This window comes from Nocardia sp. NPDC059154 (assembly GCF_042755705.1).
GTDB lineage: Bacteria > Actinomycetota > Actinomycetes > Mycobacteriales > Mycobacteriaceae > Nocardia.
In genome coordinates this window covers 1-1766 of sequence record NZ_JBHZCS010000121.1, presented here as the reverse complement: position 1 = coordinate 1766, position 1766 = coordinate 1, and the positions used below count along the sequence as shown (strand labels likewise).

The following is a 1766-nucleotide window of genomic DNA, read 5'->3' as shown; positions in this document are numbered from 1 at the left end:
GTTGTGTCCTCGAAGTCCGCGCGCGCGGTGTCCAGATGGGTGAGCACGATGGCGCGCGGCATGCCGACGCGCGCGCACTCCTCCCACAGTGCCAGCGTCGCCCCGCTCACGCCCTCCACGCCCGCGGCGGCGGAGAGCACGAAAAGGGCCGCGTCCGCCGCTCGCAGACCGGCCCTGAGTTCCCCGACGAAATCCGCGTAGCCGGGGGTGTCGAGAAGATTGACCTTGACGTGGTCCCAGCCCATCGGCACCACCGACAGTTGCACGGACCGATGTTGTCGCTGCTCGATGTCGTCGTAGTCCGAGACGGAGGTGCCGTCCTCGACCCGCCCGGCCCGGGGTACCGCCCCGGCCGCGACGGCGAGCGCCTCCACCAGCGTGGTCTTCCCGGACCCGCTGTGGCCTACCAGCACCACATTCCGTATATCGGCCGGCCTTTCGGCCACGACCACCCTGCCGTTGACACCTTGCGACGTCGTCGTTCGCTCGACCATGGCTCGCTCCCGGGGTCGATCAATGCGGTCCTTCGAGCTTCCCACCAGCGCCGCGCACACGTCCACGAATCGAGCGAACCGATTTGGATGGCGCGCCGATACCCGGCGTTCACCTGGCGAGGTGGCGCAAAACGACTGTGGCCCGGACGGAGCGTCCGGGCCACAGTGCACGAATTCGATCGGCTAGGAGCCGAAGCGCGCCAGCACGCTGGTCGCCTCCTGCGCCGCGCTGCCCTCCTCGGCGAGATGGGCCATCTCCGGAGAGATCTCACGACCGTGGTGACGCATGGCCTGGGCGTACAGGCGACCCGCACGGTAGGACGAGCGGACCAGCGGACCAGCCATCACCCCGGCGAAGCCCATGGCCTCGGCGGCCTTGGAGTGCTCCACGAACTCCTCCGGCTTCACCCACCGGTCGACCGGGTGGTGGCGCGGGGAGGGCCGCAGGTACTGGGTGATGGTGATGATGTCGCAGCCCGCCTCGTGCAGGTCGCGCAGCCCCTGGGTGACTTCCTCCGGGGTCTCGCCCATGCCCAGGATGAGGTTGGACTTGGTGACCAGACCGGCCTCGCGCGCGGCGGTGATGACCGCCAGCGACCGCTCGTAGCGGAAGGCCGGCCGGATGCGCTTGAAGATGCGCGGCACCGTCTCCAGGTTGTGCGCGAGCACCTCCGGCCGCGACTCGAAGACCTCGGCCAGCTGCTCGGGCACGGCATTGAAGTCCGGGATCAGCAGCTCGACGCCGGTGTGCGGGTTGAGCCGCTTGATGGCGCGCACGGTCTCGGCGTACAGCCACGCGCCGCCGTCCTCGAGGTCGTCGCGCGCGACGCCGGTGACGGTCGAGTAGCGCAGCCCCATGGCCTGCACGCTCTCGGCCACGCGCCGCGGCTCGTCCCGGTCCAGGGCGGCGGGCTTGCCGGTGTCGATCTGGCAGAAGTCGCAGCGGCGGGTGCACTGCTCACCGCCGATGAGGAAGGTGGCCTCGCGGTCCTCCCAGCACTCGAAGATGTTGGGACACCCGGCTTCCTCGCAAACCGTGTGCAGCCCTTCGCGTTTCACCAGACCCTTGAGTTCGGTGTACTCGGGTCCCATGGTGGCGCGGGTGCGGATCCACGAGGGCTTGCGCTCGATCGGGGTCTCGGCGTTGCGGGCCTCGATGCGAAGCAGCTTGCGGCCGTTGGGTGCGGCCGGGTCATTCGATGTCGGGGTATCGACGGAAGTCACTTTGTCCACCCTACGCTCATGATCATTCGGCCTTGACGGGCACGGTTC

The 1766-nt window shown here is 69.1% G+C and carries 2 protein-coding genes; both read right to left on the bottom strand.

Annotation, left to right across the window (positions count from 1 at the left end; genetic code table 11):
* The coding region (locus ACFXN1_RS49135; protein WP_379464064.1) for a GTP-binding protein at positions 1 to 494 on the bottom strand (494 nt) is incomplete at its 3' end.
* A gap of 183 nt (positions 495 to 677) precedes the next feature.
* Positions 678 to 1718 (bottom strand): lipoyl synthase, encoded by a 1041-nt coding sequence (gene lipA, locus ACFXN1_RS49130; RefSeq protein WP_357010675.1) that lies wholly within the window; start codon positions 1716 to 1718, stop codon positions 678 to 680.
* Positions 1719 to 1766: the final 48 nt, after the last annotated feature.